This is a genomic window from Providencia stuartii (assembly GCF_029277985.1).
GTDB lineage: Bacteria > Pseudomonadota > Gammaproteobacteria > Enterobacterales > Enterobacteriaceae > Providencia > Providencia zhejiangensis.
In genome coordinates, this window is record NZ_CP119546.1 from 3,058,745 (window position 1) to 3,080,831 (window position 22,087).

The following is a 22,087-nucleotide window of genomic DNA, read 5'->3' on the forward strand; positions in this document are numbered from 1 at the left end:
AGGCGATTACACTACTGACAACAATTGATTGAGCCATGTTTGACCGCCCCAAGTGATGGCGGTAATACCAATAAGCAACAATGCACTCCAAAACCCGAAAGAGCGCATCAATTTTAGACTGAATTTTTGATGATACTGGATAACTAACGGCAAAGTAGACTCCGGCGGTGATATCTGTGCAGTCAGTTTATCCATTAATAATTTTCGCTCGGGACTTAGCGCTTCAGTTGTAGCCTCGTGGGCGCTAAAACCGAGCATTAAGACGCGATGGAAGCAGGTTAATACGGCATCGTTCGGTTGAGCCTGCCCCAACACTGAGCGAATACGATCCCATAATGCTTCCCCTGCATCCAACGATGAAAAATAGCGCGCTTGTAAGGGGGCAACTCGCCAAGCATAGAATGCGTCACCTTCTTCATCACCCCGAGCCAATAGTTCCATCGCGGTTTTATCCAATAATGCACACTGTGCATAGATAATGTGCTCAATATTCTCGGGAGCTAGTTTTGTTTGGCCCAATGCACTTTTTACGACATCAATTTGTTGACAACACGTATCGTAAAGGGACTCTGAATCGTGGTCATACCGACCGTATTTTAGCTGGGTCACCATCAACCAGGTTTTTGCCATGAGTTTATCGATATCGATGTATTGGTTCATGAGCGTAATACCGCAAACAGTTCTAGCTCTAAGAAACCAAATAAAGATGGCACATACAGCATACAGACACCTTCTTCCAACATTTCACGCATCTCCGGAGCCTCCATATCCAGCGCAAAGTATTGGTTTTCCATGCGCACAGGGAGTGCCGCAGGCACTCGGTCAACCGGTGTGAGTGGAATACCATTTAATGCTTTACTGTAAAGTGTATTAACCGTATCAGGCGCACCAATTTTGCACAGCGTTGGGAATTTTTCGGCAATTTCCCACGCGGTTTTATCAGAACGAACAGACAGATAAAAATCCGCTTCCTCTCTAAGCCTGAGGTCATGCAATGAAGCTCGCCAAGTTTGTGGGTCTGGGTGCGTCATTTCAAGCGCAATCACGCGTGAAGGCAAGCTGGTTTCTAACAAGGTACTGAGCAAGTCAAACAAAGGTGGGAACGTATTTTCTAGGTCGTCATGGACATAGGCAGGAATGGTTGCAAGATCATGCTCTAACGAAAAGGTTAATAAACTCCCCGCCAGACGCGTCAATTCAGCCCAAATGATTTCAGGGTGGCGCTGTGGGTAACGTTCATAATTCATCAGAACATTAGCATGGGAGTTTAAGGCGTTTAACAACCAAAATAAGGAAACATCAGCGACGGCAAAATCGGCTAAACGTTCATTGCTTTCTCGACGCATTGCCATCAGTCGTTGGCAACGAGAGCGTATTTGCCGATTCAGCAAGGCTAACCGTTCTTGTAGCTCTCGACTCGCAGAAAATTGAGTCATCGGAGGAATAAACTTTCTATCTATAATCCACCCTCCCTGACCATCACGAGTTAGACGCGCAATGGGACACGTTTGCCAAGCTTCATTATTTTCATGTTGAAAACGAATAGCGATATTAAAGCGAGCAACGGCCATGGATTCATCATCTTGACCAAATAAGTCCGACACATTCACCCACTCTTCACGATAGCGTAACGCGCGTTCTGAAAAAGCCCCTTTTTTTTGAACATTCACGATCCCTTGCTGGAGAAGTGGCAATGCTAACACAATAACAAGACTGTCTGTTTGAGATAACGCGGCTGAATTTAATTCTCGGGGCTCAGGAGTGATATCACTGACTTGCGTATCGACTAATGCCCCATCAGGTAACCATGCCCTTAATTGGTGAACTTGTAAACGACCAGACGACAAGAGCGATTCGTCAAGTTCCACTGTTTCTATCCTCCAAGTAAAGGGAGAGGATAAACCTGAAACACCTTGGTTTGTAAAGTCTTCCCACTGAGCTTGTTGTTGAAATTGTTGCGGAGAGAGCAATGCCCCTTCATTCCATAATGGGCGGTAAATTTTCATTTTATGATCCTTTTAAGCAAAGATAATCGGCATGTTAACTCGTTTTTCTAATGCGACACGAAGGTGAGATAGGCGTTCAACAACTCTCGAAAATGAAATATTTCTAATATTTTGATACGCTACCGCCCTTAGCTGTCACCCAAAGCCCATAAGGTTAAAATAATCTATTGTTGTCCAAATAAATCAATCCAGATTAATAAAAATGCCATTTTAAAACGTCCGCCCCCCATCAAATGATGAATTCGATTGATAGACAGACTGAGATTAAACGACCATATCCTAAATACACTATTCAAATCATAGGGATTAACGGATAAGCCAGCAATTATTTTTATTAATTTACCTTATGTAATGATGAATACGCATAATAAGCGTTATAGACTAGCTGAACTAGAAATAAAATGTATTGTAAGGTAACAGAATGAAATACTCTGGAGTGAAGACGAACTTAAGAAGGTATGTTAGCGCATTCAATGCTGTGTTGTATGTTATCAATTAGAAAAATAACGTAAGAAAATTTAATATATTATACCTATACTATGAGTGAAGAATGTTTCTTTCCAGTTTCTCAATACGATGCTTACTTTCATGATTCGCCTCAGTATTGCGTGATAAGCATCAGAGATAGATGGGATAACGAAGCCAGTATGTAGAAAATGATGATCGACTTTATCTGTGATTTTTTCTAACTCTCCCGCTATAAGCCCAGTAGAATTCACTCATGTAATAGGTTCAAACGCATATAGAAATAACTGTTTTTCAATGCGTTTTCTTGGTTTCATAACAATCTAACAATCCCCTCTTTAATTTAGAGATTTAGCAGAGCAATTAATACAGGCTTGACCGACAGAGGCTAGTAGCGGAGGTAGCTAGGCAACTGAACAACACTTACCGGACGCAATCCGTGGAAAATTCAGCACGTAACGATTTTGGGCAATATATCAGTGATATTGTTGGTACTTTAATCGACATCATTCCCTTGTCACCACTGATAAAAAATACGATTAGTACAGTCAAAAATAGCATCGTATCTGTTGCTAAATCCCTGTAGAGCCTGTTCTTTTAACTTCTTACGTTAACTCACCGTTTAACCTTGCCGTAAATCCCTGCCGTGATTTTGTTGTTATTTTGTTGTGATTTTGTTTCAGCCTTACTACTCACCATAGATAACCCATTGATTTATTGGGTAATACATATTTGCATCACGGTAACTTATACTAAATAGTAACTATCTGCGCCCCTGTTAGCTGATAACCATTAAACCATTCATAGCGACCTGTAACCTTGGCTTTGTTTTCTTTCTGGCAGGTCATTAGCTCCAGCGCGTTAATATTGAATGCCACTAGATTTAATGGGTACGGGCTACGCTTGTCACTCTCCGCCTGAATAGTCATTGTGGCCATAACTTTACCTGTGCGGTTCTAACTCTCTCAGAGGCTTTTATTACCGTTCCTGACGTGTTGATCCTGATTGATTTCGCTTTTCTCATTTTTGGTTTATTCATCTTGATACCATCACAATATAAGCCACCGGTTAAAATATAATTCAGGTAGGATTCTGTGTGTATAGATAATCAATCTAATTATCAGAGGTGATCGAAACGTTAATTTAACCATGATGATACGGGATTATCCTGTATGTGGCTATAACCTGTTGATTATACTTAATTCCGTTAAAACGACGGAATCAAAATACAACTAATTGATAACGTTTAATTCAGTCACAAAACCAGATTAACGCTCATTGGTCATCGTTTCAGTGACCAATGGTAAGAGGTGGCAACACATTGTTTTTATTGCGAGAGGTCACAGTGACCACTAACCTTGTCACAACTCATTGATGTAACTACTAACGGTCAAATTGATCGCCAGAAACCTCACCGTAATCTCACCGTTATCGGCTTAATCCTCCCCGTAACATCCCCGTTTAATCTTGCCGTAGTTCGTTATTGTTGCTATCTATCTTTCCCTCATTAGTGAGGGCAACATCAATTTTATAATATTACGTTATGTCCACTCCCCTTTAATTGAGACACACCAATTTAGCGTTTTCTAACTGTTGACGATAGGCCTCCGGTGGGAGGTGATTTAAACTTTCATGGGTTCGATTTTGGTTATAATCTTGCAGCCAAAACCACGCTAATTCTCGCACTTGGCTTAATGGTTCAAATAAATACGCATTTAAAAACTCACGACGGAACGAACCATTAAAACGTTCGATAAACCCATTTTGCTACGGTTTTCCCAGTTGAATATGGCACAGAAAAATTTGGTTATCTTCACAATAATTCAATAAGTTAACTGAAATGAGTTCAGGACCATTATCGACTCGGGTCTGTTTCGGCAACCCTCTTTCGGCTTTCACGCGTTCCTTCATCAATAATATTGAGGGTTCTGAAGCGTTTGCCGCAATATAAACTGTCGTGCATAAAATCCAATGCCCATTGAATATTCGGGACTTTCTCTATGACTAATGGTCTTTTTTCACGCTTCGGAAGCACTTTTTTAACCCGTCGTTTCAGATTTAATCCTAATTCACAATAAACGCGATAAACTCGTTTATGATTAAAAGGATAACCTTGAAATCTCAGTCGAAAATAGCATTTCCAGAATCCCGACTGTGGAGATTTAGCTAAAACGGATTGTATGGCATCGATGACGATTTTATCTTTCTCTAATTATAGCTGTCTTATTTTAGGGGAAGTGGACAATGCCAGTAGAAAGCGTGATGATGTAAAGAGATTGTGGGTGGAATGTTCTAAAAATAGCAGGAGCATTTAAGCACCACATCCACAATAATATATGGTGCTTGTGAGTTAGTCGTGTAAGTCAATTAGTATTCATTTTTTTAATTGTTCTTGATAATGCTGAATCTTAAGTTTTAAGTTACTTAAGTGTTCATTCAAAGATAAAATTTGCTTTTCAAGGTTAGCGTAGTGTTCAGTCAGCAAATTCATTCTCTCAAGTGAGGTAGATGAGCCTATATTTCTTAGTATCGAGTATTCTTTAATCTTTTTTAAAGGCATACCCGTTTCTTTTAAGCGAGTAATAAACTTAACCCACTCAATATCATCTTCAGAATAGTACCTATGATTATTGGTTTGCCTAGATGATTTCAATATTCCTTCTTTTTCATAGTATCTAAGGGTGTATATGGTGAATCCGGTTAGTTGTGCAAACTGACTGATTGAATAATTCATGTATTACCTAGAAATTCCTTGACCTAGAGTTAACTCTATCTTTTACCATTTTGAGACTTTTGTCAAAGAGGGTGTGTTATGAAAAATAAACATTATGCGGTCGTTACAGGTGCGAGTTCAGGTATTGGACGTGAAATTTCAATAAAATTAGCTGAACGCGGGTTTAATATTATTGCAGTAGCGAGGCGAGACTCCTTGTTGAATGAATTGAAAGTCGAATTAGGCAAGATTAATGAAGGCATTGAGGTTGTCACAAAATCATGTGATTTATCTATTATCGATGATGCTATTTCACTTTATGAAGAGCTGAAAGTTTTTGATATTCGAGTATGGGTAAATAACGCTGGTGTTGGGTATTATGGGAAAGCATTTTCTCAGCCAATAAAAGATACAAAAGCTTTATTAAATTTGAATATTAATACACTCGCGATTTTATCGTTAATGTTCGTGCGCGATAACCAGAATATTGATGGTTCACAGCTGATCAATGTAAGTTCAGCAGGAGGATACACTATAGTACCTACAGCCGTTACCTATTGTGGTTCGAAATTCTTTGTCAGCTCTTTTACTGAGGGGGTGGCACATGAATTATTAAACTTAAACGCTAAAATTAAAGTTAAACTACTGGCTCCGGCAGCTACTAAAACAGATTTTGGTCGAGTTGCTAACGGGGTAGAATATTATGATTATGATAAGGTGTTTGGTACATATCATTCTAGCGAGGAATTAGCTGATTTCTTCATTCAGCTATATGATTCAAATAATGTTGTTGGATACGTCGATAGAGAAAGTTTTAGCTTTAAATTACTAGATAATAAAATGCCTTACGCGAACAACAACAAATTTAATCAAAAAATATAAGTACGATGAAACCGCCAAGGCATAAGCCGAGGCGGTTATATATAATTGGCCTTATCAACGAAAGGGAGCACCAAATATCACATGAAAAAATCATGATAAGTGACTTTAAACGTTGATGATTTAGTGACACGTTAGGACAATAGTTTTTTGGACATCGTATAGGGGCTAATGTGGATAGAATTATTTGATTTTAGAGTAATAAATAAAATGAAAATATAAATTTCTATCCTTAGGGGTGACGCTAATTATGAAAAGAGAGCTAAAAATAACAAAACAAAATTCACATGCGTTATTAAATTAATAGTGTACGAAACCGCCGGATTGGTACATATAGTTATAACCATGTACGAAAACTAGTATAGTTAATTTCATACTCGAAATATAATTGATACATTCATTTCGTATAGGCAATTTAATTATGGATACACCGCTTTGGGTGTATCAAATGTTGTTAAGCCAACCATCATTAGTTAGCCTCCAAGCGCTGGACTAGCCAACGCTGAGCCAACTCAGTTAGTTGAGCCTTTCTCTGCGCTGTAGGTGTATCTAAGTCAAGGAAAGCACAATTACGAGCCTCTAAGTAGGCTAGTAGTTTTAACTGCTCTGTACTCATGTTATCTCTGATTTCTTTAGACTTAATGCCTTTGCTTTTAGCCCATTGAGTAGGGTTGACACCAAGTATCAATTTATTGATAAAACGTGACTCATTGCTATACGCAAAGCCTTTCTGGTTGTCACCTGTGCGCTCAATATAGCCTTTCATCGCCTCGGCCATATTTTTATGATCTTCACATGCAGCAACACGATTTTTGCGCCAGTCCTGCATAGCGGCTTTATGTTCTTCTGGCGCGGCTCTGCGCAGTCGCTCCTCACATTCGATAAAATATTGGCGTGCTAATTTGCCCTGGTCATTACGTTCAACCATAGACAGCTCTTTTCCCATGTTGAGGCTGACAATATAGTCATGCTCGAATTGCTGCCTAAATTTTGTGCTCCCCCGTTTTGGTGAGCTCAAATTTTCCACAACGATATAATCGATATTCTCAACAAAGCCATATTGTTTAATTCGCCCTTTAATCCAGCTAGTATAGTCACGACCAACTTTTAGAAATGAATGTAATTTACGACTACTCACTGATTGAATTTCTTTCCCGTTAATACGGTTATTAATAACAGGAATTAAATAATCAAATGTACCCGCTAGCTCATTTTCAGGCAGAGTGCCCCCCTGACCAGTTATGGCCATATTTTTATTTTTCATAAGTTTTGCCCTTTTATTTAGTTAATTAAGAGCTGTCGCGACAACACGGGATAGCTTGACTAAATTTGTCTGCAAATACTCGCAAAACCGTACATGAATATAAAAAACATTATTTTGCGTGAATTTGCACAGATACTGTGATAGCCCTTTTAAACTTAAATAGTCATTTCCAAAATTGTAATATTTTACTTTTACATCAATAGGATAAATAAAATCAGAAATAACATTTAGAATACTTTCTTCCCTGACTTTAGGGTTAGAGAAGCCCTGACCCATTACGGCCATTTTATTTTTCATATTGCTATTTCCTTATTATTCGACTGGGTAAAGCGATAAAATCAGATCTGATTGATGGATAGAAATTCCGTCATACCCACCAGCACAAGCTCGGCTATTGATAAGATCAATAATCTTCTTTGCATCTTTCTGGTTACGAATACGGTAACGATAATGCGACCCTATCCCGTCTGGGTTCGGTTCGTCAGTACGTTCTAAGTTAATATTTAATTTACGCTCCAGTTCTGAAAAGTAATTACGGCCTGATGATAAGCGGCAATACTTTAAAATATCGTTTTCGGTAGAACCGTTATAGGCAGATAAAAAATATTTCCATGCTTTGATTTTTTTCGGTGGGTTCTTTGATAGAATAGATGCTGTCGCGTTATCCTGAGAAGCCACCTGTAGCGGGTGGTTTTTCTTTTCCATTATGCCACCTCACCAGTGCGTGATTCAGCAATCTTATTTGCTACCCACTCATCCACTTCCGATTCAATGAAAGCAATAGAGCGAGTACCAATTTTTACTGATTTAGGAAATTGACCTGTTTCGATAAGGCGATAAATCCACGCTTTGCCATAGCCAGTACGACGCATAACTTCCGGTAAGCGAATGAGATTTTCTTTTAAGGTTGTTACTGTTGGCATGTTGCCCCCTGCTATCTGTTTAATGATACGCCTTAATAGACGTTCGTAGATCTCAGGGGTTATTGAAGCGCATTAATATAATAATTTCATACTGCTACCATGTATAGTGTACCCTCTACGCCGTACAAGGTACGCTGTACAGTGTAAAAACTATAATTTGATTTGATTCTCTTTCGAGTAAAGCAATATCCAATTCCTAATAGTTACAGTTGAATAAAAATAACTCTGTTCCTCTAGCCATGTCACATAATACTCTGCCGCTTTTTGCGTAGACTTAAAATTGTTTTTATTAATTTTCCAGTCAGAACACACTAAGCTTTTAGCTTCTCTATTTTTTTTATGCCTACTATTAACAGCTTTATCAATATTCTTCCTTTGTTGTATTTCAATCTTTTCATTGTGCCCCATTAATTCATCCAACCTACCTTTAAGTGTTAAATTATCAGATAAAACCTCAGATAATTTATCCTCATGCTTTTTATCTAAATATGCCTCATTCATGAACATTGCTGATTTCCCTATTTTTAAGAAAATATCGCATATATAAAAAAATGATAATGTCTTTCTCTCAGAATTATTATCAAATTCATCTGTCATTCTAATGACATCGGCTATTAGAGATAAAGTCAACGCGGCGAAATATTCATAAGGTTCTGCGTCAGTAAATCCTTCATCTGATTCGTTATCTGGCAACCACTCTAAAGTATCATATAGAGCATCTATCTCATCAGTATTTTCAGGTGTTGGAATATCACCTAAATCCGAATCATCACCAATAAAAACCCAATGAACCCCATACCTATCTGACTCGTTAGCAAATGGGTATATGTCAACATATTCATATTCACGGGCATACCTCACTTCTTGCCATTTTTCTTCTTCCAGTTCAGCTATAGCCTCATTTTTTTTATCTTCAAAATATACATCTATAAGTTCAAAAATGAGTTTTTGCACTGTTATAATTTGAGAGTCAGTTCTGTTATTTTTTTTTAGATGATATCTAGCTGAATTAGCAAATTCTGATAATTGCTCAAATCTATAACTAGGGATAATGCCTGATAATGGTGAAAACTCATCAACCACAACGCCACCTCACGCCCTCATTCTGTAGGAGCTATGCCAGCTAGTAGAGGTGTACTAGTTTTCGGGAGCTACCCTAGACATAGCTTTATTCTTTATAGTCTACACAAGTCTACTACAGTCTATAACTACTGTCTATTTGTCCAGTTATGACTATTTCAGGTGCAAAAAAACCAGACCTTTTACAGTCTGGTTCTACATTCGACTGCTGGTGGATTAAGCACGTTTAAAGTTGCCGTGTACAACATTATCCCCGTTCTCTAATGCCCCCATATAATCAGCGTACCATTGAAGCATTTCTCTACGTCCATCGATGTACTGAGCATGGTTATACGTTCCACGGATAGAGTTTTTATCAACGTGCGCTAGCTGTGTCTCAATCCATGCAGTGTTATAGCCTTGTTCGTGTAGGATAGTGCTCATTGTGTGCCTGAATCCGTGACCTGTGGCTCTACCACTGTAGCCCATGCGCCTAATCATCGTATTCAGTGCCATATCTGATATGTGCTTTCGATAATCAGTGCGGCTAGGGAATACATATTGATAACTACCACTGATAGGGTGTATCTGCTTTAGTAAATCAATGACCTGCTCTGATAGCGGAACAATATGAGGGCGGCGCATCTTCATTTTTTCAGCCGGTATTTCCCATACTCCAGTATCAAAGTTAATTTCTGACCATTCCGCCTTTCTCAATTCGCCTGGTCGAACTCCAGTTAATATAAGCACCCTTAATGCCACTCTTACAATCTGGCTTCCCATGTACTTATCAATAGAAGAAAGAAACTCTGGTAATTCAGTTACTGAAAGATGGGCGTAGTGCTCACGCTTATGTGGAACAAAGGCACTGGCTAAATCTGGTGCAGGGTTATACTCTGCCCTACCCGTGATAATGGCGTACTTCCACACCTCGCCACAACGTTGGCGCACTTTCTTTAGTTTCTCAGTTGCTCCGCGCTTTTCCATAATAGAAAGCACTTCAAGTAATTCCATGGGTTTGATTTCGGCAATCGGGCAATGACCTATATAAGGAAATACATCTTTTTTCGAATGCGTCCATCATGTCATCACGATAACCAACAGACCAGCGATCCTTTCTACCCTCATACCATTCAAGGGCAATATTTTTAAAGGTGTTTTCAGTTTGATTAATGGTGGTCGCTTTTTCTGCTTTTCTGGATTCATTTGGATTAATACCATTGGCAACCTGTTTTCGTGATTTGTCTCTTTTCGCTCTTGCTTCATTAAGCGTGACAACAGGATAGATACCTAACGATATCATTTTAGTTTTGTCAGTAAATTAATAGCGATAACGCCAGCCTTTAAAACCGTTAGTTTCAATTAACAAAGATAGCCCGTTGGCATCCGCCAGCGTGTAGAATTTTACTTTTGACTTGCACGCTTGATTGCCATGTCTGTTAGCTTTATAAATCACCAATATTGTAGAAGGGAATTCGATACAACAAATTGCAGAGATTTAGAAAGTCGATAGTCGATTTTATTAGCGTGAGATTTTGTTAGGAGATTGGATTATTACTGAATAATAGGAGATTTCAGAAAACGCTAGGAGATGTTGAAATGGCGGAGGAGGAGAGATTCGAACTCTCGGATGGTTTCCCATCGGCGGTTTTCAAGACCGCTGCCTTCAGCCGCTCGGCCACCCCTCCGCAATGACGTGCACTATAAACATCTGGGCTTTCGATGTAAACCCTTATTTTTATCAATTGCTATAAAAATAGACGCTTAGCGTATCGTTGGGCTAAATTATCGGCATATTTAACAGGTTACTTGGGTTATTGACTATTTTTTGCTAAATTTGCACTCTATTTTTGTTTAGGTAGAAATTTGTATGTTGCGTTTTAACGGTCAAGAAATTGAGACTGATTCACAAGGCTACCTTATTGATAGCCAACAATGGAGCGAGGCGCTTATTCCTCTTCTCGCTGAGCAAGAAAATATTACGCTGACAGAAGAGCACCTTGAAATTGTTCGCTTTGTTCGTGCCTTTTACGAAGAGTTTAACACCTCACCCGCTATTCGTATGCTGGTAAAAGCGGTTTCACAGCAATTTGGAGAGGAAAAAGGAAATAGCCGCTACTTGTATCGACTATTCCCTAAAGGTCCCGCAAAGCAAGCCACGAAACTTGCTGGGTTACCAAAACCTGTCAAATGCATTTAACTCATTACCCTAAAATTAATAGCGGACTGAAAAATCCGCTATTTTTTCAGTTGCCCAGTTTTCGCTAAAATAATGGTCGATTTTTGCTCCAGGGGGACCACCTGCATTAAGCCATTCCTCTACAAAGCAGATATCTTGCTCTGAGCCGTAAATGCCTAGCGCAACGCTGCCATCTTCGCGATTACAAACATATCCTTTTATTCCATTCTGATTAGCCCAATGATATGTTTGATAGCGAAAACCAACCCCTTGTACACGGCCATAAATATAAAACAAACGTCCGGCTGCTTTTGTCATTTTTAGCCCCCTTTATCAGTAGATTATTTATAAATAACCTATTTATTACAGTTGTGTTTTATGCGTTGAACAGATAATCTGAGATCGAGGCACTGCTTTTCATGTTACATATAAGACAGTGTATTGCGTTATGAATAATTGTCCATACATTGGCTTGAAAACGCGGAACACTGCCCAGATATAAAGTTATAGCATAAGCAAGGCTTTTAGGAGGTGGCTATGATGATCACCAGTAAATATGGGATCGGGCAACAAGTTAGACATAAATTACTCGGCTACCTAGGCGTTGTAGTAGATGTTGATGCTGAATACTCGCTCGAACAACCGCATGACGATGATGATATTGCTGCAAACAGCACATTACGTGATTTGCCTTGGTATCACGTTGTTATGGAAGACGATAATGGCGAAGCTATTCATACTTATTTGGCAGAAGCTCAAATTACTTATGAAACCGCTGATGACCATCCAGAACAACCCTCTATGGACGAATTAGCTGAATCTATTCGTTCACAATTACAAGCACCACGCCTACGTAACTAATCCTTTATCGTTCATCCACAGTAAAGCAGCGCGTTAGCTGCTTTACTACGTTATGGCGCTTATTTTTCTAAGCCTAACGCCGGAATTTCTTGTTTTGGACACTTATCCATGACAAATTTCATACCAGCAGACAAAGCGATTTGTTGAGCTTCTTCACTGATAACGCCTTTTTGCAGCCATAACACTTTTGCTTTAACGTCTACGGCTTCCCGTGCGACGCCAACGGCAGCATCGGCATTACGGAACACATCTACCATATCTATAGGTTGGGGAATATCGCTCAGCTTTTCATATACTTTTTGCCCTAATAATGTTTGACCCGATAGTTTAGGACTAACCGGAATCACGGTGTACCCCTGCTCTAATAGATATGCCATCACTTCATAACTTGGGCGATTTTGTTTATCACTTGCTCCGACCAATGCGATCGTGTTAACACGCCGTAATATTTCAGCAATTTCTTGACTATCCATCAAAATATCTCCCAAAATCAGTAAACTATTAACTCACAATATGATATACCTTGTCCTGCGTGATCACTCAATTTCTCTATTATAGGCCATCACGCTAAGGTTGCTGGCAATACGGGAAAACGTATTTATTCCACTTTAACCATTTGTTATAAAATAATAAATTGATTTCCCTAATTATTTCCATAACAACCAGCCACAACAGGTAAATAAGCATTATTAATGCTCTTAGCGTGATATCACGCGACTTTTAAGGGAACATCATGGAATCAACAACTCGTAGAATAAAAACCCCGAAAAATATAGCACTGGTTGCCCATGACCACTGCAAATCCTCGCTATTAGCATGGGCGACAAAAAATAGTGAGCAGCTAAAGCCTCATAAACTGTTTGGGACAGGAACGACAGCCAGTCTAATTAGTCACCATACTGGTCTTAATGTCACCGGTATGCTGAGTGGCCCGATGGGAGGTGACCAACAAATTGGCGCAATGATCGCTGAACAAAAGATCGATGTGATGATATTTTTCTGGGATCCACTCAATGCGGTTCCTCATGATCCCGATGTTAAAGCCCTATTACGCTTAGCAACAGTCTGGAATATCCCCGTTGCGACCAACCCCGCAACAGCAGACTTTATCATTACCTCACCATACTTTGATGGTGAAATTGATGTCGTTATTCCTGATTATCAACGATACTTGCAAGAGCGCACCAAATAACGAATCAGTGCCGGATAGTTCATGTCCGGCACCTATCATCCATTATGGTTTTTTCTGTTTAGGAACACCTAACTGTTTTAAGATATCCACAAACTCTGAAGGCTCATCAGGATGGTAAAGTAGCCATACCTGCTGTTTAGCACGCGTCATTGCAACATATAATAATCGTCGCTCTTCCGCATACTCGAACTCTTCGTGTTTCGGTAGCAAAACCTGTTCCATAATAGATTCTCTCGCCACCGCTGGAAAACTATCTTTCCCACTATTAAGCCCACAAATAATGACATGGTCCGCTTGTTTGCCTTTTGAAGCATGAATAGTCATAAACTCGATATTCAACTTCGGCCAGCGTGTTTTAGCTTTATTTAAAATTTCGGGTCTTAAGTAATGGTAACGTGCTAAACACAAAATAGTTTCATTATCTGTAACGTAGCCACTCATTTTGTCTAATAAACGCTCTAGTGCATTTTCATCGAGCAAAATGACCGATTTCTTACTGCCTTTCACTAAGCTATTGAGCGGTTTATCGAGTTGAGTCGGATTTTGTAATATGAAGCGATTAGCTATTTCGCCAATACGTTCATTAAATCGATAAGTTGTATCTAAAGCGCATAGCGCTCCTTGCCCAAAATTTTGTTCAAAAGATGTTGTGAGATCTAATTCTGCACCACTAAAACGATAAATCGCTTGCCAATCATCACCAACTGCAAAGAGTGAGGTCTGCTTATTTTGCTGACGTAATGCTTGTAACAACTTTGCTCTTAATGGTGAGATATCTTGGAACTCATCAACTAAAATATGCTTCCAAGGACTGATAAAACGCCCTTTCTCCAATAAATTAATTGCTTGGTGAATGAGTCCCGAAAAATCAATAGCCCCTTCTTCTTTTAACGCACTCTTCCATGCTTTTAAAAGAGGCGACATGAGACGAATACGTTTTTGAAATAGGCTTTGTTGCTGTTCATCTGCGGCCTCGATCATCTCTTTTTGGCTGCCACCATGCATACGCATTAAGCTTAACCAACGATCTAACCGAGTAACGACCCGTTTACTGATTTTTTCATCTTGCCAAAACTCACCTTCAGGAACATCCCACTGTAATTCATCGGTTAACCACTCACGCCACCCCTTGGCTTGTGCTTTTTTACTACTACACTGTTCGCGCCATTCATTAAGTAATAATTCACTGCGTTTTTGTGAATTTATTTCTAATTCACTGATAACTGGTGATTTGTTACTACCTTCACGAATAATCTGTAGCGCTAATGCATGAAAGGTTTTTGCCTCAATATCCTCTTGTTGCAAGCGCTCATGAATGCGCTCATTCATTTCTTGAGCCGCTTTACGCCCAAAAGCCAATAATAAGATTTGCTCAGGCTTAGCGAGCCCTCTTAAAAGCAACCAACCTGCTCTGGCAACAAGTACCGATGTTTTTCCGCTCCCCGCACCAGCCAGCACCAAAATATTTTCTTCGCCATTAATCACTGCCAGAGATTGGCTGGGGTTCAGTGGTGATGTTTCAACATGTTGAAAAAAGTCACCATAGCGTGACAATATTGATTCACTCCATTGTTGATTAATATGCTGTCGACAGCGTTCGCCATCTTCTAGCCACTGTAAGCAATAACGATAAGCGGCAGCACAGTTTTCAAATTGGCTAACACGAGCCAATGGCAAAGGGAGAGACGAAAATTTTTCGCTAATTTTTTTCCGAAAGGACGCTAACTCACGTAAGTTGAGCCAACTATCTTGTTGAGTTTGTTGCTGAATAGATTTTGCGAGTGAAGTCAGGACTTCAGCACTGATTTCACTCATTTCTAGGCTCCATTGCTGCCACTTATCATTTAAATAATGATAAAAGCGTTGAGTTTGCTTCCATTCAGTACCATGTAAACGTACGACTTGCTCATCAGAGAGTTCAAACTCTAGCTCTCCCCAGACAATGCCTCTTTTACAATGAATATCAATTAACTGATTAAAAGGTATAAGGTATTGATGTTTTTCCCCACTCACCTCAATGCCAGCATTCAATAAGCGAACCCGATTATAGGGATGCTGAGCCAGGCGCTGCCCAATCTGTGTTGATTTCAGTTCCATACATCCTGCACCTGAGTTGTTCAATTATGAAAATAACGGTAGCTTGATTCCAAACAGTTTTTTATTACTCATAAACACGCTATCCTATATAGACTCTACATAATTCGAGTTGTATCTAGAAAATGTTCAACAATGTGTTGAAAAGAAAACTAGATTATATAGGCACTTAAATTTGCAGGTTGAAAACACATCAACAACTAAGCAACTTGAAATATGACGAGTATAGACTAGGGAATGTTTGCCTTTGAGGTACTTTGTGTTAACGCTGCTTACCAGTTATCGTCGTGTTTTATATAACAGCCATATTTTATATTATATCCGAATCTTAATCGCCCTGACAGGGACGACTCTCATTCCTTGGTTATTAAACCAAGAGCCCAAAGTCACAATTCCCTTAACCTTAGGCATGGTTGCGGCGGCTCTGACGGATCTCGATGATAGATTAACTGGCCGCTTAAAAAACTTAGTTATCACACTATGTTGCTTTTTTATCGCATCCGTCTCTATTGAATTATTATTCCCACATCCAATACTTTTCTTCTTTGGTCTGGCAATTTCAACCTGTGGATTCATTCTATTGGGCGCATTAGGTCAACGCTATGCTACGATTGCTTTTGGTGCGCTATTAATTGCCATCTATACCATGCTGGGTGTGCCTATTTTTGATACATGGTATCAACAACCTGCTTTGCTACTCATTGGTGCTATTTGGTATAACGTCTTGACCTTAATCGGCCATATTCTATTTCCAGTTAGGCCGTTGCAAGATGCCATTACGCAATGTTATCAGCAATTAGCGGCTTATCTTGATGCTAAAGCTAACCTATTCGACCCCGATTTGGAAGATGACTACCCGCAGTCAGTCTACGAGCTAGCACTCGTTAATAGCACATTAGTCAGTACGATGAATCAAGCAAAAATAGCGCTTCTTAGCCGACTAAAAGGTGATCGCGGACAAAAAGGCACCCGTACGACGTTGCAATATTATTTTGTGGCGCAAGATATCCATGAACGTGCCAGCTCATCACACATTCAATACCAACAACTGAGTCGCACCCTGCGCCACAGCGATATATTATTCCGTTTTCAACGTTTACTGAGTATGCAAGCAAGAGCTTGCCAGCAAGTCGCTCAATCAGTCCTATGGCGTAAACAATATCAACATAATCCACGCTTTGAAGGTACTTTCACTTACCTTGAAAACTCACTGCAATTACTTAAGCAACGCTCCCCAGCGATTCATGAAATAAAAGCGTTGTATAACTTACTCAAAAACTTGAAAGGTATTGACGTGCAATTGCGTGGGCTTAGCCTTGAACAGAATTCACGGCAACACCACAATAAACAAATTGAACAATTATCAGATGAGTCCCCTTCAGGTCTCAGTGATATTATTGCCCGCTTTAAACATCATTTAACGCCTAAGTCTGCACTTTTCCGCCATGCCGTTAGAATGTCACTCTTACTCTGTACAGGCTATCTCATTATCCAGTTATTTGATTTAGAAAGAGGATATTGGATTTTATTAACCAGTTTATTTGTTTGCCAACCTAACTATAGTGCAACCAAACGACGACTCGCACTACGGATAATCGGTACCCTCATCGGGATACTCGTTGGGTTACCTTTATTAAATTTTGTGCCTTCAATGGAAGGACAGCTGACCTTAATCGTTATTTCTGGTTTGCTATTTTTTGTTTTCCGTAGCAGCCAATATGCTCAAGCAACCCTATTTATTACCTTGCTTGTTCTCTTTTGTTTTAACCTATTAGGAGAAGGATTTGAGGTTGCTCTTCCTCGGGTCATTGATACTTTAATCGGTTGTTTTATTGCCTTTCTTGCAGTGAGCTTTATATGGCCTGATTGGAAATTTCGCCAATTACCTCAAGTGGTACAAAAAACCATGGACAGCAATTGCCGTTATTTAGATGCGATTTTGCAACAGTACTATCAAGGTAAAGATAATAGCCTTGAATACCGAGTAGCACGGCGAGATGCCCATAATAATGATGCAGAATTTGCTTCTATTGTTTCGAATATGGCATCAGACCCGAAGTCCTATCAAGTCACCCAAGAACAGGCATTTAGGCTTCTATGCCTTAACCATACATTGCTGAGCTATATTTCCGCCCTTGGTGCACATCGAGAGCAGATGCAAAATAAGGATAACCTCACGATTTTAAGTGATGCTATTTGCTATGTAGAAACCTCATTGCAAATCCTGACGTTGGACGCTCAAGCCGAAGAGAAATCAGAACAGTTACGAGAAAGTATTACGCGTCGCATTGATAGCATATCCGTCAGTGATGATGAAAAAACAGTACTGATTATGGAACAAGCAAGATTATTACTGGAGCTTATTCCTGAAATCAAGGCTATGATCATACAAATTAATACGTCAGCAAATCATTATGTACACGAGCAAAATTAAGTCAGTTAGCCGATAAATAAAACAGATGAGCGGGTGTCAAAATGTGGCGAAACAGTGACATCCCCTCTCATCGTTTATCTCACCTTAATTAGCCCTACCCCACACTGTTATACCAATTGATCAATTCTTGTTTCATTTGTAATGGTAAAACAGCACTATGATAGCCTTCTATTGCCCCCGCTAATCCAATCAGTAATTTAATACTAGGAGAAAATCGCCCCAACTGTTTTAGCTTCAAAAAGCAAGCTTTCGCACCTATTGCTCGTAAATCATCAACTTTATGAATGCCGATTTTGCCTAATGCTCTCTCTACTGACATATTCATATTCGGTAAATCTTTGATGCGTAATACCGCTGATTGTTTTTGTTTTCGTTCTTCAATCGCAGAACGATAAGCTAACTCAATACAATGGAGCAATAACTCTTCATTTTCCCATATCTGCTCAGGGATCTGATAATAACGCAGTTCTAGCGGTATGCCTTTTTTGCTAAACACTAGCCGCCTAAGTTTAATAGATTCAAAGTAGCTTCTTGCAAAAAGACATCCACGTAAATATAAAAGGCCATCTAATGTTAACCCGATGATGGCACTATCGATGATTAGACAATATCCACCAAAGTGGTTTTTCTTTTTAAACTCACCAAAACGTTTTAATAGCTGATCTAATCGAGGATCATTCTTTTCCAGTAAAGACATACACCCAAGCTCCTTATGAGTATTCATCTACTTCCATCCTTGTATGTGAAACTATAAATATCCTAATTTTACAAACAATTAGCAGAAACCTATTCTGAGATGAACAGCCTAAAACTCCAAGAATATTGCAGATAAAAACACCAAAGTTGCGAAGCGCTTTGAAAAAATAGGCTTGATATTGTATGAATATACAGTTACTGTATATTCATACAGCTTGATTGGTGAGGTGAATTATGGCTATCTATTCTTGGAACAAAGCAACTGAACATTCTGTTAACCACAGTACGCAAGTCATGCCTTCAACACCACATATCCATGATGCCATGCAGCATGGTATGGTGAGTGAACTGGTTTATGATGAAAAACATCCTATTATGGATTACATCCTACTACCAATGTTGCGCCAATTTGGTGTGCAATCTCGCTGGTTGCTTTGGTTGAGTCCAAATAAAAAGTTGAGTCGCCATTGGCTAGAGCAGTCTGGTTTACCTATAAATAAAATCATGCAATTAAGTAATATGCCGTCAATAACGACAATAGATGCAATGGAAAAGGCATTAAAGAGTGGTAATTACAGTGTCGTACTCGGCTGGCTTCCTGAATTAAATGAACAGGACTTTGCTCGATTACAAAGCGCGGCTCAAGAAGGTCATTCTATTGGCTTTATTATGCGCCCTCAAAAAACACATAATATTGCAAGTATCCATTCTGGACAGCTAAATAACCTAAAAATTCACTCTAACTATTATCACTAGCCAAGATTAAGAATATTCTTAGTAAATTTGACATTTGGATATAACAAGCTCAAAAAATGTAGAAAAAATAATTGAGATCAATGGGATAGATAATAATCAATCTAAAATTAGGTTATGTTTATCTCTCTGATTTATCCACTAAAATATGTTTTTTTATAACGATTTTTGCTTGCTCTACTTGTATCTTTTTAAGTTCGTTGTAGACTTTAGCTTGTTAAGGTTATGGCATTATTTTTTACTTTTTATAAATTTTTGTAGATAATGTCAGCGAAACCTAGCAAGTATTTTAAACCAATGGCGAATAATAAGGCTCATTGAAGCCATGCCTATATTGGATGATAACGAGGCGTAAAAAATGAAAAAGACAGCTATCGCAGTAGCAGTGGCAGTAGCAGCTTTCGCAACTGTTGCGCAGGCAGCTCCAAAAGACAACACTTGGTATACCGGTGCTAAACTGGGTTGGTCTCACTATGAAGACACAAGCTTTACTCCAGTTGATCGTAATGCAACTGTAGGTAACAGTACTGACCGTGATACTTTCGGTGCTGGTGCATACGCAGGTTACCAATACAACCAGTACATGGGCTTCGAGCTTGGTTATGACTGGTTTGGTAAAATGAAATACAAAGGTGCTGGTAACAACGGCGACCTGAAATCAATGGGTGTTTCTCTGACGACCAAACTAAGCTATCCAGTAATGGATGACTTAGACGTTTACACTCGTTTAGGTGGTATGGTATGGCGTACTGATGTTAAAGCACATCAAGAAGGTCAACCAAATTACAAAGAAAACGACACTGGCGTTTCTCCTGTATACGCACTGGGTGTTGAATATGCAATCACTCCAAACTGGGCGACTCGTTTAGACTACCAGTGGGTGAGCAACATCGGTGATAACGATAACTTGGGCGTACGTCCAGACAACGGCATGCTGAGCGTTGGTCTAGCATATCGTTTCAACCAAGAAGCAGCGCCAGTTGTTGAGCCAGCGCCAGTTGTTGAGCCAGCTCCAGTTGTTGAGAACAAACGTTTCACTCTGCGTTCAGACGTTCTGTTCAACTTCAACAAAGCAACTCTGAAGCCAGAAGGTCAGCAAGCACTGAACGAACTGTATAACGAACTGAGCAGCATCGACCCAACTCAAGGTCGCGTACTGGTAGTTGGTTTCACAGACCGTATCGGTTCACAAAACTACAACCTGCCACTGTCACAAAAACGTGCTCAGTCAGTTGTTGACTACCTGGTAGCTAAAGGCGTTCCAGCTAGCGCAATCGCTGCTGAAGGTCGTGGTAAAGAAGATCCAGTAACTGGTAACAAATGTGACAACGTTAAAGGCCGTGCTGCTCTGATCGAGTGTCTGGCACCAGACCGTCGCGTTGAAATCGAAATCCAAGGTACAACTGAAGTTGTAACTCAACCAGGCGCTTAATAACAAGTTCCTCGGTCGAATTTCGATCTGAACACAAAAAACCCCATTTCGATGGGGTTTTTTTTATCTCTAAAGTCACTTAAAGCAGGCGATAGCCTAAGTCTTATCCCGTCACAACTAGGCTTTGCTTATATCCCAGTCAGTGAAGCGTCAATGATTACATCTTTTACTCATAGAGCATCGCGATCTTAGTTGATCATTCAATAACAGCAAACGATCAATATTACGGCTTGTTAGTATTTGAATTACCTAAAATCGCTTGAAGATCTTCTTTTAATAAGCTCATTTGGCTTTCATACTTATCCTTATGCTCTGCATCCTCGATCAACTGAATGATCGTTTCCGATAATGTTTTATTGCGCTTAACGGCAAGATTAGATAATCGCTGCCAAACAGAAAAATCAAGGTCAATAGACTTTTTTCTCGTATGCGGATGCTCTGCATTGAAATGGCGTTTACGCCTAGCGCGAATACTCTGTTTCATACGATTATCTAATTGTGGATTCATATGTAAATTAATCCACTTCATAACATCTGTCGGCCGATTCTCCATTTTTAACAGCAAGGCAATCGCTTCATCTTCTGCACTTCTTTCAATATATCGAGTGATTGCCTCACCACTTCTGGACTTCTTCACCAGATAATCCCATTTCCAGCCACATTCTAGATTTTCAAGCTGTTGATATTTCATAATTTTTCCCGACGAAGATCGAATCTAGTTTTATATTAGCAATTTTAACTGAAGAAGCACAATTCAGCGGTAACAACAAACGACCCTTCACAAAGAAGATAACAACTTAGCACAAAATAGTGTACAATCTGCCCTCATCTGTTAACAAATTAATGAATTAGCATGTCCACATTTGAATGCATACTCCTCGTTTATGGAATAGGTGGCGTATGCTCTGCTCTAATAACACTACGCCTAACAAAAGACCCTAACATAGTTATGAGATTACTCAGTGCACTACTTATAGGCGTTACATGGCCAATGTCTTTACCTGTTGTACTGTTATTTGCTTTATTCTAGTCGATTATACGTCAATTATTGCTGCAAGATTGACGCTCAGACGCTAATATAGCAACCTTGCCCAATGGGTAATAAATGGACCTGAAAACAATGTAAAATATTCAAAC

22 protein-coding genes, 1 tRNA gene and 3 pseudogenes are annotated in these 22,087 nt (G+C 39.5%); 9 read left to right on the forward strand and 17 right to left on the reverse strand.

Going from position 1 to position 22,087, the window contains the following annotated elements; translation table 11 throughout:
- Window positions 1–6 precede the first annotated feature (6 nt).
- Both tssL and tssK read right to left on the reverse strand, forming a co-directional pair.
- Window positions 7–660, reverse strand: a complete 654-nt coding sequence (gene tssL, locus P2E05_RS13630; RefSeq protein ID WP_276122835.1) for a type VI secretion system protein TssL, short form — start codon at window positions 658–660, stop codon at window positions 7–9.
- Window positions 657–2,006 (reverse strand): type VI secretion system baseplate subunit TssK, encoded by a 1,350-nt coding sequence (tssK, locus tag P2E05_RS13635; RefSeq protein ID WP_269723256.1) that lies wholly within the window; start codon window positions 2,004–2,006, stop codon window positions 657–659. Before tssK ends, tssL begins: the two co-directional genes overlap by 4 nt.
- A gap of 813 nt (window positions 2,007–2,819) precedes the next feature.
- Between tssK and P2E05_RS13640 the strand changes: the two are divergent.
- A pseudogene (locus P2E05_RS13640) lies at window positions 2,820–3,057 on the forward strand (GTPase family protein); the annotation flags it as partial.
- Window positions 3,058–3,223: 166 nt separating this feature from the next.
- Here the strand turns inward: P2E05_RS13640 and P2E05_RS13645 are convergent.
- The 3 genes and pseudogenes from P2E05_RS13645 to P2E05_RS13655 form a co-directional block, all read right to left on the reverse strand.
- Window positions 3,224–3,409 (reverse strand): hypothetical protein, encoded by a 186-nt coding sequence (locus P2E05_RS13645; protein WP_276122836.1) that lies wholly within the window; start codon window positions 3,407–3,409, stop codon window positions 3,224–3,226.
- Between the two features lie 619 nt (window positions 3,410–4,028).
- Window positions 4,029–4,680: pseudogene (locus tag P2E05_RS13650) on the reverse strand (integrase core domain-containing protein); the annotation flags it as partial.
- A gap of 165 nt (window positions 4,681–4,845) precedes the next feature.
- Window positions 4,846–5,205, reverse strand: a complete 360-nt coding sequence (locus tag P2E05_RS13655) for a MerR family transcriptional regulator (RefSeq protein WP_154624582.1) — start codon at window positions 5,203–5,205, stop codon at window positions 4,846–4,848.
- Between the two features lie 78 nt (window positions 5,206–5,283).
- Here P2E05_RS13655 and P2E05_RS13660 point away from each other — a divergent pair, with 78 nt between their 5' ends.
- Window positions 5,284–6,066, forward strand: a complete 783-nt coding sequence (locus P2E05_RS13660; protein WP_154624581.1) for an SDR family NAD(P)-dependent oxidoreductase — start codon at window positions 5,284–5,286, stop codon at window positions 6,064–6,066.
- Window positions 6,067–6,532: 466 nt separating this feature from the next.
- Here P2E05_RS13660 and P2E05_RS13665 read toward each other — a convergent pair whose 3' ends face one another.
- The 7 genes and pseudogenes from P2E05_RS13665 to P2E05_RS13695 all read right to left on the reverse strand — a co-directional run bounded on the left by P2E05_RS13665 (window position 6,533) and on the right by P2E05_RS13695 (window position 10,997).
- Entirely contained in the window at window positions 6,533–7,327 is a 795-nt protein-coding gene (locus P2E05_RS13665) for an antA/AntB antirepressor family protein (protein WP_276122837.1), read from the reverse strand.
- 21 nt (window positions 7,328–7,348) lie between these two features.
- A complete protein-coding gene (locus tag P2E05_RS13670) occupies window positions 7,349–7,624 on the reverse strand; it encodes a hypothetical protein (RefSeq protein WP_163862586.1) in 276 nt (91 codons plus the stop codon).
- A gap of 15 nt (window positions 7,625–7,639) precedes the next feature.
- Window positions 7,640–8,032 (reverse strand): hypothetical protein, encoded by a 393-nt coding sequence (locus tag P2E05_RS13675; protein WP_154624578.1) that lies wholly within the window; start codon window positions 8,030–8,032, stop codon window positions 7,640–7,642.
- The gene (locus P2E05_RS13680; protein ID WP_239978473.1) at window positions 8,032–8,250 is read right to left on the reverse strand and encodes a helix-turn-helix transcriptional regulator; all 219 of its coding nucleotides are present in this window, start codon (window positions 8,248–8,250) and stop codon (window positions 8,032–8,034) included. Before P2E05_RS13680 ends, P2E05_RS13675 begins: the two co-directional genes overlap by 1 nt.
- A gap of 150 nt (window positions 8,251–8,400) precedes the next feature.
- A complete protein-coding gene (locus P2E05_RS13685) occupies window positions 8,401–9,333 on the reverse strand; it encodes a hypothetical protein (protein WP_276122838.1) in 933 nt (310 codons plus the stop codon).
- A gap of 213 nt (window positions 9,334–9,546) precedes the next feature.
- A pseudogene (locus P2E05_RS13690) lies at window positions 9,547–10,758 on the reverse strand (tyrosine-type recombinase/integrase).
- A 151-nt stretch (window positions 10,759–10,909) separates the two neighbouring features.
- Window positions 10,910–10,997 (reverse strand) — tRNA-Ser (locus tag P2E05_RS13695).
- A 182-nt stretch (window positions 10,998–11,179) separates the two neighbouring features.
- Here P2E05_RS13695 and tusE point away from each other — a divergent pair.
- Complete coding sequence (tusE, locus tag P2E05_RS13700) at window positions 11,180–11,509, forward strand: sulfurtransferase TusE (protein WP_154623215.1); 330 nt, start codon at window positions 11,180–11,182, stop codon at window positions 11,507–11,509.
- Window positions 11,510–11,524: 15 nt separating this feature from the next.
- Here tusE and P2E05_RS13705 read toward each other — a convergent pair whose 3' ends face one another.
- Window positions 11,525–11,806: an acylphosphatase gene (locus tag P2E05_RS13705; protein ID WP_154623216.1), complete on the reverse strand. Its 282-nt coding sequence runs from the start codon at window positions 11,804–11,806 to the stop codon at window positions 11,525–11,527.
- A gap of 219 nt (window positions 11,807–12,025) precedes the next feature.
- On the opposite strand from P2E05_RS13705, the gene hspQ reads away from it, so the two are divergent.
- Entirely contained in the window at window positions 12,026–12,349 is a 324-nt protein-coding gene (hspQ, locus tag P2E05_RS13710; protein WP_195848159.1) for a heat shock protein HspQ, read from the forward strand.
- Window positions 12,350–12,408: 59 nt separating this feature from the next.
- Here hspQ and P2E05_RS13715 read toward each other — a convergent pair whose 3' ends face one another.
- Window positions 12,409–12,822 carry a CoA-binding protein gene (locus P2E05_RS13715; RefSeq protein ID WP_154623217.1) on the reverse strand — a complete coding sequence of 138 codons (414 nt, stop codon included), beginning with the start codon at window positions 12,820–12,822 and terminating at the stop codon, window positions 12,409–12,411.
- Window positions 12,823–13,082: 260 nt separating this feature from the next.
- Between P2E05_RS13715 and P2E05_RS13720 the strand changes: the two genes are divergently transcribed.
- Complete coding sequence (locus P2E05_RS13720) at window positions 13,083–13,541, forward strand: methylglyoxal synthase (RefSeq protein ID WP_154623218.1); 459 nt, start codon at window positions 13,083–13,085, stop codon at window positions 13,539–13,541.
- A 42-nt stretch (window positions 13,542–13,583) separates the two neighbouring features.
- On the opposite strand, the gene helD is transcribed toward P2E05_RS13720, so the two are convergent.
- Window positions 13,584–15,638 (reverse strand): DNA helicase IV, encoded by a 2,055-nt coding sequence (helD, locus tag P2E05_RS13725; protein ID WP_154623219.1) that lies wholly within the window; start codon window positions 15,636–15,638, stop codon window positions 13,584–13,586.
- Window positions 15,639–15,894: 256 nt separating this feature from the next.
- On the opposite strand from helD, the gene yccS reads away from it, so the two are divergent.
- Window positions 15,895–18,069, forward strand: a complete 2,175-nt coding sequence (yccS, locus tag P2E05_RS13730) for a YccS family putative transporter (protein ID WP_249999117.1) — start codon at window positions 15,895–15,897, stop codon at window positions 18,067–18,069.
- 94 nt (window positions 18,070–18,163) lie between these two features.
- Here yccS and P2E05_RS13735 read toward each other — a convergent pair whose 3' ends face one another.
- Entirely contained in the window at window positions 18,164–18,793 is a 630-nt protein-coding gene (locus tag P2E05_RS13735) for a TfoX/Sxy family DNA transformation protein (protein WP_154623221.1), read from the reverse strand.
- A 206-nt stretch (window positions 18,794–18,999) separates the two neighbouring features.
- Here P2E05_RS13735 and sulA point away from each other — a divergent pair, with 206 nt between their 5' ends.
- Window positions 19,000–19,521, forward strand: a complete 522-nt coding sequence (gene sulA / locus P2E05_RS13740) for an SOS-induced cell division inhibitor SulA (protein WP_154623222.1) — start codon at window positions 19,000–19,002, stop codon at window positions 19,519–19,521.
- A 355-nt stretch (window positions 19,522–19,876) separates the two neighbouring features.
- Window positions 19,877–20,950 carry a porin OmpA gene (gene ompA / locus P2E05_RS13745; protein WP_163862600.1) on the forward strand — a complete coding sequence of 358 codons (1,074 nt, stop codon included), beginning with the start codon at window positions 19,877–19,879 and terminating at the stop codon, window positions 20,948–20,950.
- 223 nt (window positions 20,951–21,173) lie between these two features.
- On the opposite strand, the gene matP is transcribed toward ompA, so the two are convergent.
- On the reverse strand, window positions 21,174–21,641 hold the full coding sequence (gene matP / locus P2E05_RS13750; RefSeq protein ID WP_154623224.1) for a macrodomain Ter protein MatP: 468 nt from the start codon (window positions 21,639–21,641) through the stop codon (window positions 21,174–21,176).
- Between the two features lie 162 nt (window positions 21,642–21,803).
- Between matP and P2E05_RS13755 the strand changes: the two genes are divergently transcribed.
- Window positions 21,804–21,980 carry a GhoT/OrtT family toxin gene (locus P2E05_RS13755; protein ID WP_154623225.1) on the forward strand — a complete coding sequence of 59 codons (177 nt, stop codon included), beginning with the start codon at window positions 21,804–21,806 and terminating at the stop codon, window positions 21,978–21,980.
- Window positions 21,981–22,087: the final 107 nt, after the last annotated feature.

Bases quoted from the DNA above. Each gene is read 5' to 3' on its own strand.
- P2E05_RS13670 (WP_163862586.1), bottom strand. From the start codon at position 7,624: ATGAAAAATAAAATGGCCGTAATGGGTCAGGGCTTCTCTAACCCTAAA.
- P2E05_RS13735 (WP_154623221.1), bottom strand. From the start codon at position 18,793: ATGAATACTCATAAGGAGCTTGGGTGTATGTCTTTACTGGAAAAGAAT.
- P2E05_RS13655 (WP_154624582.1), bottom strand. From the start codon at position 5,205: ATGAATTATTCAATCAGTCAGTTTGCACAACTAACCGGATTCACCATA.
- P2E05_RS13715 (WP_154623217.1), bottom strand. From the start codon at position 12,822: ATGGATAGTCAAGAAATTGCTGAAATATTACGGCGTGTTAACACGATC.
- P2E05_RS13720 (WP_154623218.1), top strand. From the start codon at position 13,083: ATGGAATCAACAACTCGTAGAATAAAAACCCCGAAAAATATAGCACTG.
- tssL (WP_276122835.1), bottom strand. From the start codon at position 660: ATGAACCAATACATCGATATCGATAAACTCATGGCAAAAACCTGGTTG.
- tusE (WP_154623215.1), top strand. From the start codon at position 11,180: ATGTTGCGTTTTAACGGTCAAGAAATTGAGACTGATTCACAAGGCTAC.
- tssK (WP_269723256.1), bottom strand. From the start codon at position 2,006: ATGAAAATTTACCGCCCATTATGGAATGAAGGGGCATTGCTCTCTCCG.
- hspQ (WP_195848159.1), top strand. From the start codon at position 12,026: ATGATGATCACCAGTAAATATGGGATCGGGCAACAAGTTAGACATAAA.
- P2E05_RS13675 (WP_154624578.1), bottom strand. From the start codon at position 8,032: ATGGAAAAGAAAAACCACCCGCTACAGGTGGCTTCTCAGGATAACGCG.
- ompA (WP_163862600.1), top strand. From the start codon at position 19,877: ATGAAAAAGACAGCTATCGCAGTAGCAGTGGCAGTAGCAGCTTTCGCA.
- P2E05_RS13645 (WP_276122836.1), bottom strand. From the start codon at position 3,409: ATGGCCACAATGACTATTCAGGCGGAGAGTGACAAGCGTAGCCCGTAC.
- matP (WP_154623224.1), bottom strand. From the start codon at position 21,641: ATGAAATATCAACAGCTTGAAAATCTAGAATGTGGCTGGAAATGGGAT.
- P2E05_RS13665 (WP_276122837.1), bottom strand. From the start codon at position 7,327: ATGAAAAATAAAAATATGGCCATAACTGGTCAGGGGGGCACTCTGCCT.
- helD (WP_154623219.1), bottom strand. From the start codon at position 15,638: ATGGAACTGAAATCAACACAGATTGGGCAGCGCCTGGCTCAGCATCCC.
- P2E05_RS13755 (WP_154623225.1), top strand. From the start codon at position 21,804: ATGTCCACATTTGAATGCATACTCCTCGTTTATGGAATAGGTGGCGTA.
- P2E05_RS13680 (WP_239978473.1), bottom strand. From the start codon at position 8,250: ATGCCAACAGTAACAACCTTAAAAGAAAATCTCATTCGCTTACCGGAA.
- sulA (WP_154623222.1), top strand. From the start codon at position 19,000: ATGGCTATCTATTCTTGGAACAAAGCAACTGAACATTCTGTTAACCAC.
- P2E05_RS13705 (WP_154623216.1), bottom strand. From the start codon at position 11,806: ATGACAAAAGCAGCCGGACGTTTGTTTTATATTTATGGCCGTGTACAA.
- P2E05_RS13660 (WP_154624581.1), top strand. From the start codon at position 5,284: ATGAAAAATAAACATTATGCGGTCGTTACAGGTGCGAGTTCAGGTATT.